Origin of the sequence: Cupriavidus sp. CuC1 (assembly GCF_044627735.1) — a bacterium.
Classification (GTDB): Bacteria; Pseudomonadota; Gammaproteobacteria; order Burkholderiales; family Burkholderiaceae; genus Cupriavidus; species Cupriavidus ulmosensis.
The window spans coordinates 50983-59318 of record NZ_JBIUHC010000057.1 but is presented as its reverse complement, the minus strand read 5'-3'; the positions used below and the strand labels follow the sequence as shown (position 1 = coordinate 59318).

8 protein-coding genes and 4 pseudogenes are annotated in these 8336 nt (G+C 57.8%); 3 read left to right on the top strand and 9 right to left on the bottom strand.

Going from position 1 to position 8336, the window contains the following annotated elements:
* Positions 1–811 precede the first annotated feature (811 nt).
* Positions 812–1012, top strand: a complete 201-nt coding sequence (locus ACGLHR_RS23830; protein ID WP_045237738.1) for a hypothetical protein — start codon at positions 812–814, stop codon at positions 1010–1012.
* Between the two features lie 98 nt (positions 1013–1110).
* Here the strand turns inward: ACGLHR_RS23830 and ACGLHR_RS23825 are convergent, their stop codons facing one another.
* The 5 genes from ACGLHR_RS23825 to ACGLHR_RS23805 all read right to left on the bottom strand — a co-directional run bounded on the left by ACGLHR_RS23825 (position 1111) and on the right by ACGLHR_RS23805 (position 3102).
* The gene (locus ACGLHR_RS23825; protein ID WP_400096631.1) at positions 1111–1830 is read right to left on the bottom strand and encodes an IS6 family transposase; all 720 of its coding nucleotides are present in this window, start codon (positions 1828–1830) and stop codon (positions 1111–1113) included.
* A gap of 16 nt (positions 1831–1846) precedes the next feature.
* Positions 1847–2104: a helix-turn-helix domain-containing protein gene (locus tag ACGLHR_RS23820; RefSeq protein ID WP_400096628.1), complete on the bottom strand. Its 258-nt coding sequence runs from the start codon at positions 2102–2104 to the stop codon at positions 1847–1849.
* A gap of 35 nt (positions 2105–2139) precedes the next feature.
* The gene (locus ACGLHR_RS23815) at positions 2140–2370 is read right to left on the bottom strand and encodes a hypothetical protein (protein ID WP_400096627.1); all 231 of its coding nucleotides are present in this window, start codon (positions 2368–2370) and stop codon (positions 2140–2142) included.
* A 106-nt stretch (positions 2371–2476) separates the two neighbouring features.
* On the bottom strand, positions 2477–2920 hold the full coding sequence (locus tag ACGLHR_RS23810; RefSeq protein WP_400096626.1) for a hypothetical protein: 444 nt from the start codon (positions 2918–2920) through the stop codon (positions 2477–2479).
* A complete protein-coding gene (locus ACGLHR_RS23805) occupies positions 2917–3102 on the bottom strand; it encodes a hypothetical protein (protein ID WP_400096625.1) in 186 nt (61 codons plus the stop codon). The genes ACGLHR_RS23810 and ACGLHR_RS23805 overlap by 4 nt, the downstream gene beginning before the upstream one ends.
* 111 nt (positions 3103–3213) lie before the next feature.
* On the opposite strand from ACGLHR_RS23805, the gene ACGLHR_RS23800 reads away from it, so the two are divergent.
* Positions 3214–3693 (top strand): NUDIX hydrolase, encoded by a 480-nt coding sequence (locus ACGLHR_RS23800; RefSeq protein ID WP_400096624.1) that lies wholly within the window; start codon positions 3214–3216, stop codon positions 3691–3693.
* On the opposite strand, the pseudogene ACGLHR_RS23795 reads toward ACGLHR_RS23800, so the two are convergent.
* From ACGLHR_RS23795 to ACGLHR_RS23780, 4 genes and pseudogenes are all read right to left on the bottom strand, one after another.
* A pseudogene (locus ACGLHR_RS23795) lies at positions 3673–4091 on the bottom strand (ISNCY family transposase); the annotation flags it as partial. The gene ACGLHR_RS23800 and the pseudogene ACGLHR_RS23795 overlap by 21 nt on opposite strands.
* Positions 4092–4140: 49 nt before the next feature.
* Positions 4141–4896, bottom strand: a pseudogene (tnpC, locus tag ACGLHR_RS23790) (IS66 family transposase); the annotation flags it as partial.
* 131 nt (positions 4897–5027) lie between these two features.
* Positions 5028–6665 (bottom strand): group II intron reverse transcriptase/maturase, encoded by a 1638-nt coding sequence (gene ltrA, locus ACGLHR_RS23785; protein ID WP_400096623.1) that lies wholly within the window; start codon positions 6663–6665, stop codon positions 5028–5030.
* 562 nt (positions 6666–7227) lie between these two features.
* A pseudogene (locus tag ACGLHR_RS23780) lies at positions 7228–7506 on the bottom strand (transposase); the annotation flags it as partial.
* A gap of 572 nt (positions 7507–8078) precedes the next feature.
* Between ACGLHR_RS23780 and ACGLHR_RS23775 the strand changes: the two are divergent.
* Positions 8079–8307 (top strand): annotated as a pseudogene (locus ACGLHR_RS23775) (divalent metal cation transporter); the annotation flags it as partial.
* Positions 8308–8336: the final 29 nt, after the last annotated feature.

The following is an 8336-nucleotide window of genomic DNA, read 5'->3' as shown; positions in this document are numbered from 1 at the left end:
AGATGTTCAGAAAATCGCCCCAGCCGTTCGCGGGATAAACGGCCCTCCCCAAACCTCAGATTGCGCGGGACGTAACACCTCGGCGGCGAACTGCGCCGCGCGCTGGAGTTCGCCAAAGCGAGCGAGGAGTTGGCCGACCAATACGCACGCTTCGTCGGCGACATGGTCTACGCCGACCCCGCCCGCGTCCCGGCCTACACGCAAGCCCTTGGGGCATTCAAAGCGACCCTCGCCAGGACCCTGGATCTGGTAGCGCCAGCGGCCGCAACGACGCCGGAGTCCGAGCCTGAGCCCCAGGCGCCAGTGCCCCGCGCGGCCCAGAGGGCTGAGGGAAAGCCTTGATGGCACGTTCGCTGCTGCCGCTAGGGCTGCTGAGATGTCTCTTAGCGGGTTTCAGTTCCGCCTCAATTTCGCGAATCCCGGCCGACCCTCGATTTGGCGCGGTCTGTAGGCATCGAGGGTGTGCGTCCGTCATGCAGACAAAGCCGACATGAACAGCGCAGGCCAAGCGGTAAAGGTGGCTGCGCCGGGCGTCGATCAGGACTCGCTCCTTGGAGATGGGCAGCCGATTCAGATTGATACCGCGTGCTCGCGTCAACCACCTTTCGATACTCTGGCGCTGCTTCCCTCTGCGGCATTGCCGCATATATCTGACTTGATGCCGGCGATAAAGAAGTCTATTGTGGCCGTTCGGTGCACGCTCCCAGCTCCTCGCACCGATGACCCACTGCCGTCGCCACCGTCCACTGTGGAATCGAGCTCGGGGCAGCAGTCGTAGTTCTTTTTTCCAACCACGACAAAGGAGGGCGACATGCTAAGCCCGCATGAAATCGCCGCGTTACTGCTACTTGGCGACACGCAGGAAATCGACGACCTCGAGCCCGAGCAATTGGACACCTTGTTGGTTCACAAGCTGGTCACGTTGGAGCATGGTCATGATAGCGGCGATGCCTACCCCCGCCTGACAAGTCAGGGGCATTCCATGCTCGAAGCCGTGCGCCGCATTCGGTAAACTTGGGCAAGTAGGCAGAGCGAAGTCGGCGGCCTTGCCCTTTGTGGCTCTGGTGCAAATAGCGAAGGCAAGCGAAGAGCGCCCCGCTTGCAATAACTTCAGCGAACGGAGAGTACCGCCGTCCAGACAGCAGGCGCAGTGGTATCTTTGAGGCGCAGCTTTGTGTGGTTGAACTGACCTTTTCGAATGCGATGCATCAGCTCGATGCCGGAGATCGTAACGGCCGCATTCCTGAAGCGTTTGAAGCCGAGCATCGCACTGACCCTGGACTTGATGTTGCGATGATCCTGCTCGATCAAGTTGTTCAAGTACTTCGACGATCGCAACGTCGTGTCCTCGGGCAGCAACTCGTCCGTCTTCAGTTCGCGCACCGCGCGGTGAGACGCCGCGTAGCCGTCCAGCGTGATTGTCTTCGGAGCGAGCCCTTGACTCTTGATCGCCTTCGCGAAGAAGGCCTTGGCTGCAGCGACATCGCGCTTGGCGCTGAGCCGGAAGTCGACCGTCTTTCCCGCTCGATCAACTGCACGGTAAAGATAGACCCATTTGCCACGGATTTTCACATACGTCTCGTCGACTCGCCATGAACGACCAGCGGATCTCGCAAACCGATCCCAGCGCTTCACGAACTCCGGCGTGAAGCGTCTGACCCAGCGCATAATCGTCGTGTGCGAAAGCGACAGGCCGCGCTCGGCCATCATTTCAACGAGGTCTCGAAGGCTGAGCTTGTAACGCAGGTACCAACGCACGCACAGGACGATGACTTCGCGGTCGAAGTGCCGCCCGTTGAACAACCAGTCGATGTCTCTCAGCGTACTCATTGCGGGCTCGCGCTTGTCAAAAACACGAGCGTAACCCATCGGCCCCTCCGATTTGCACCAGAGCCCGTCTGCCCTTTATGGCGAGTCTTTCGGCTGTCTGATGGATGATCTGCTGCTGGATGTAGTCGAGCACATCCTTGGTCATCAGGACGTAGGCCCGTCCGATCCGTGCCGCTGGCAGGGCGCCTGAATTGATCATATCAAGTAGGGTCTTGGGGTGGATCTTCATCAGATCTGCGGCGCCGTTGATATCAACGGTTTCAGGTGCTCTCATGCGCGCTCAATGTTATGACAATCGGGTAGCAGGCCTCATTCGCTCGATGCGGGGCGCCCCCACATCTGCTCCAGTATCTCGGTCGGAATTCCTGCGCAGGCATTGACGCAGGCAATAATCCGACGCCCGTTCTCCTTGCATTTGCGTTCGTCTGGCTCGGATGGATAGGTCATCGCGATCATGAGGTCGGTGGTCCCAAGTGAACCCGGTGTGCGGATCTTCCAGGGCGCTGGCGTGTGGTCGCCATCGAAGCTCTTTCTTGCCATGTCTGCTGCTGTCAGGTGTGGAAAAGCAAAACCCCGGACTGGGCCGGGGTTCAGGGGAATCGCTGGAGGCGCCTCCCGGACTGATACCAGCTCCGCTTCGCTGGCGTTAGGGCACGGGCCTGCTCTTTGCGACAGGATTCAGTCTACAGGGCTTCGGCCAGTTCCAGAAGGTCAGGCTGTGCTTCGGGGGCAGGGGCATCATACGCTCGACTTGAACATTGCCTTTCTCATCAAGGAATGAGCGATATACGCGCTTTGGCAACTCGTATGCACATGCCACATCCATCTCCTCCCAGAGAGTGCCGTCCCAGTCATAGGCGTCCTGGGCCATTTCCTCTACGGACGATGATCCGCCCTCTTCGCCATCTGGCCAGTAGAACGACGGCTCAAGGGCGGCTCTGGATGTCTGCCATCCGAGCCACGCGCCGTGGACCCAAGTGATCGCATAGTCCCCGCTTTGTATCCGCTCCATCAGCTTGGCGGGATTCGTGTAGCCCATCAAGAAGCCCTGGCTATGAACAAAGGCCTCGAACTCTTCGCGAATCGTCATTGCATCACCCTCCCGATCTCGGCAGCGGCGCGCACGATGGCGCGGCGGGTTGCGGCGTTCGGATCGAGGCCGTGCAACTCGCTTAGCTTCACGTCGTCGTAGTGCAGGCTATAGACGTCAGTAACGTTCGCGACTGGGTAGCTGCCGTGTATCTTCACGCCGGTATAGGGCTCGACCCTCAAAGAGAGAAGTACTGCTACCCATTGCAGGCAAATCGTGTGTCAAGGCTGAGTTCAAATGTCCGGACTCTGGCAAAGTTAAAATGTCTGCTGTGGAAATAACGAGAACATCCCATGCGACTACGGCCTTCATCTCGACTATTGGTAGTGGACCACCTTCACCGGACACTGCTTTTCCGCTTTGCACATAGGCGTGGAGCACTTGCAGGGAAAGCCTTTTGGGCGACTCCGGGTGGCGGAGTGGACGAGGGTGAGAGCTTCGAGGAGGCTGCATCCCGCGAGCTTTTTGAAGAGACAGGCACTGAGAGAAGCGATGTCGGCAAGCATGTAGCGGAGCGATCTTTTCCGATGCAGCTTCCCGACGGTGAGAATGTTTGGGCGGAGGAGCGCTATTTCCTCGTCAGGGTATCAAGCGATATCCTCTCGATGGAGCATTGGACGTCGCTGGAAAATGAGGTAATGGCTGATAGCCACTGGTGGACGCTCAGTGAGTTAGCTGCTACGCGTGAAACAGTCTTTCCAGAAGACTTGGCATGCATGCTGGCCGCATGTGGAATTTCCGGAGAAAACGGCTCAGTCAGTTGTACCGTTTAATGGCCATGGTTGCTTCTGAAGCCTAACCAGGGCTTCCATCATGTCATTCTGGTCCAGCGACCGCCGCGCTTTCTTGCCAGGCGGCTACCGCGCTTGCGTGGTACTCCGTCCGTGCTTGGCAAAGATTGAGAGCGTCGGTTGTCACGCTTCTCCTGAACATACTGGGCCATCTGCAACACATACCCCAGCCCCTCGTTGTCAACGATCGCACCTTGATCGACTTCCGATAGGCGATCATAGGTGGTATAGGGAAGCGCAGCGCCATTTGCCCGCGGCTCGATCCGTCCATTGGGGTAGTGATAGACGTCGATGTAGTGGCCAGCCAGCTTGCGATGCTCCGGGGTATCAGCAACCAGGTAGAGGATCTTATCGTACTGAATCGTCAGGTTCTTGGACACACAGTAAGTAAGCGCTAGTTTCAGCACACCTTGAGCGCAACCGACCTGTTCAAGTAGGATGCGGCGGTGCGGTTTGACGCTGGGCGAAGTTGAACGGCATCAGGTCGCTGATGTCAGCATCGGGCGGCCTCTGTGGCAACTCGGTGAGCACATGGAGCAGATAGGCGTATGGCTCAACGTCACAGGCGCGGCACGTAAGCATAAGGCTGTAGATCATGGCGCTCGCCTTGGCGCCAGCTACGGTGTCCGCAAAGAGCCATGCCTTTCTCCCTGTGCAGAATGGCCGAATGTCACGTTCCACCGCGTTGTTATCCACCGGCGCCCGTCCATCAGTGACGTATCGGCTCAGGTATTCCCACTGGTTGCGGGCGTAGGCGATCGCCTTGCCCAGCAAGCTCTCCGGCAGTACCTGCGGCGCCTGCTCATCCAGCCACTCCCTGAAGGCTTTCAGCAGCGGCGCGCTGTGCTGTTGGCGCAGCCGGTACGTGTAATTGACGCGCGCTTCTCCTTCGGGCAGTTCTGCCGTGGCGAGCGTCTCGACCTGATACAGGGCCTTGAAGTACTCAAGTGCCTTTAGCACTCGGGCGCTGGGCTTCTTCTGCCCCTTTTGCGCATCAACGAACATCCTCCTTGAATGGGCCAGACAGCCGAAGTGTGTGACGCCTTCGAGAGTGCGCCAGGCACTGTAACCGTCGGTCATCAGCAGGCCCTCGTAACCTCCGAGGAATACCTGCGGATACTCCTGTCCGCGCCCTGGCTGGTAGTCGAACAGCACCACCGGATGCTCGCACTTTTCCGCGCTGCGCTGGGTAGCCGGACGCAGTTGCCCGCGCCCGGCCCCCTAAGAACTGTACGTGCGAGTTTCCCCGCATACAGCTCAAGCCCCTACAAAGGCACCTTTTCGGCACCCGTTTTCACCACTTGTGTTCCAGCGTATTACTGATTTCCATGGCAATTGGGATGGTGCAGTTGAAGATTACTCGCCGCGTCCGATCCGCCTTCAGTTCGTTTCACGATGAAGCGGGTATCCCAAGGGGTACCCTTTGTGAGCGGTTCATGACAGGTCGGACACAGACCATCTTGCCTTACCCAAACTCGGTAAAGCTTCGCGCGGCCACGGGGCGAGTTCAGCATTTTCTTACCCCAGCGGGTTTCGAAATATGCGTCCCACTTCGGGTCGTGCGGATTGGCATTGCCTTTGATTTTGATATGCCGCTGTATTGGCGTATCCGATTCTTTCAGCAAAGTGATCGTTCTTCGACTTCCATCCTCATTTTTTTCTGTCGCAGCAAATACCCAGTTTCGGAGGCCTTGGGCTTTGAAATATCTATCTTTCACCCATCTGGCTCCCTTATCCGGATGCCTTCTTACTGCCCATTGCCACAGCATTGACCAGACATTTGAATCAACCCGAGCAAAGGTTTTCTTGGCGACCATATGGCGGTGATAGTTCGCCCATCCCCGTAAAATCGGGTTGAGCAGCCCTATCAAATTGGCCTGTTTGGCCGTCTTGTTGCCTTTGATGACTTCCCGGATTTTGTCAAGATGGGCTTTGACGTTTTCTTTCGACGGCTTCATCAACAGCTTGCCGTCGTTGTACTTGCGGATATTCCATCCGAGGAAGTCGAACCCTTCGCTGATGTGTGTTATTTTGGTTTTTTCCGGCGATAGGATCAACCCGCGTTCCGCCAGAAACGCAACCACTGCGGGCTTGACCTCGTGTTCCAGCCATTCTTTCGAGTGGCCGGTGATGATGAAGTCATCCGCATAACGCACCATGTTCATTTTCAAGCCCCTCTGCTTCGCCCTCGGGAATTTTTCCGCAAGCATCGCTTCGAGACCATCCAACGTCATGTTGGCCGCGACCGATGAGATAATCCCACCTTGCGGTGTACCGGCATCGGTCGGGAAGAGCTCGTTCTGATACACATATCCCGCCTTGAGCCATTTCTGTAAGATCACCTTGTCCGTGGGGATATTGGCGAGCATCCATTCGTGGCTGATTTGGTCGAAACAGGCTTTGATGTCGGCCTCTAACACCCATTGTGCACCCGCTTTTTGCGCCAAGCATACGAAGCATTGCGCTCCCGCATCGGCGGTCGAACGTTCCGGCCTGAATCCATACGAATTCATGTCGGCGGTGGTTTCCGCAATAGGCTCCAGTGCCAGTAGATGCAGTGCTTGCATCGCCCGACACCGCATCACGGGGATGCCCAGAGGTCTTGTCTTGCCGTTCTTCTTCGGAATCAATACTCTCCGAAGCGGAAGAGCCGAATAACCCCGTCTCTTCAACGACCCGATCGCGTTGGTCTTTGCCCTCGGTGTTTTCCAAGTCGCCTTATCGACGCCGGGGGTGTTCTTGCCTTTATTTTCAGTCACCCGCTTGACGGCTAGTGCCTTGCCGCTAAACGAGTGGGTCAGCAGCCATTGCAGGGCTTTCGCCTTGTTATGGCCGGCCTGTGTCGACTTCACAATACGGATTTGCAGCCGTCTTACATGACGCTGGGCATCGGCCCAATTGATGCCGTCCCATGCCACGCCGAGAGGCGCACACGCCGGTGTTGCTGCGTCCATTTGCTTTCCTCCTGTGCAGATGGTTCTATAAACTCTCTTGTGACGAGAGACCATAAGGAAGTCTGCCCGCTTTCGCGTGGGATGATGTTGCAATCCCTATCCATCCGATTACAGGATGGCGTTCGCTTTGTCCTCGTTCCTACGCCCGCACCGCCATGGGCAGACCTTACGGTCTGCTGCCCCCGAAGGGAGCGATACGGGATTTCCACGTTCCACTTGCAAAAGTACGTCGACTTAGGCGTCTGCTGTCGGCCGGAAGGCGTATGGGTCACGAGGACGTATCTATCAAACGCCGCTCCCACCTTCGTTACCGTTTTGGTTCAAGCGTAACAGCCACTTCCGCTTGTCATGTGTTACGACCTTTAGCGCAGATTTACTTGTGTTCGCCATATCGACTATCTAGCACTCATCCGGCGTGTGGCTGCCAGAAGGGTATGTCTCTCACGATTGATACCCCGCACCCTGCGGTGCTTCGTTGCGTTGTCAGGACCGCTCTTTATTCAGGTCCCTAGATTCATCCGGTGACACGGATGGTTCCCTCCTGTTGAAGTGGAAACAACTTCTGCAAACGACTTCGTGTCGCAAGGTAGACCCACATATACGATTTGCTCTGCGCAGCCTTGCCTTCCTCCTTGAGCACCTGCACCGTCGTCTCGTCCGCATGGATCAGTGGCTGGGATAGCAGCGTGCGGCGTAGCGCCTCGTACAGCCGGCTGTAGTGCAATTGCGCGGGCCGGATGATCCAGTTCGCCAGCGTGCCGCGGCCAACTGCAATGCCAGCGCGCCCGAGCGCGTCTTCCATGGGGTACAGTGGCGTGCCGTCAACATACTTTCCGATGGCGCCGGCGGCCACCTGACCGGTGCCGCCCGGCAAGTCATCGCGCCGGCGTCCTCACACTGTCGAGTAACGCTTGTTGGGTAGGCCCGCTCCAGGGCCTATCATTAGTAGCTGACCGAGCAAACATCTTCACATCTTCGACATCGACAAGGCGTTTGGCGCTTATGAACTATATGACCACACCTACGGCCCCGACGCGGCATCCGCCAGCACCGGCAAGACGTCGGCCCGAACAACCTGACGAGGCTCGCAAGACCGCACAACCCGGTCAATTTGATCCGCAGAGCAAGCAGATAGCGGATCTTCGCGAGGATACCTGCACTCAGTAGTTCCAGACTGCACCATCACCAAGGCGCTATAGCGCGTGCAAGCGGCTGACAAGCGGATCGGGGTTTCGCCACGATCGTGGCGTCTCCTCTCAGGCCCTACCATTCCTTGCGGCATCCCATGCTCTGCTGAAAACGGTGCATTGCGCAGACGATGGTGCCTGACATAGAAACGACCACCAAAGCTCCAGCCGATGAGATTCTGCCCATGACTCAGCCGGATTCTGGCTCGGCTAGCTCGGCCCGGGACTGATTACCGGCGCCGCCGACGATGATCCCGGCGGTATCGCCACCTATTCACAGGCGGGCGCGCTGTTCGGCTTCAACATGCTGTGGACGGTGCTCTTCACCTATCCGCTGATGATCGGCATCGAGGTAGTCCCGAGGATCGGGGGGGGTGAGCGGACACGGGCTGGCCACCAACATCCGGCGGCACTATCCGGCGTGGCTGCTATACGCCGTGGTCGGCCTGGTACTGCCGCTCATCAAGCAAAAAGCCGCCTCCAC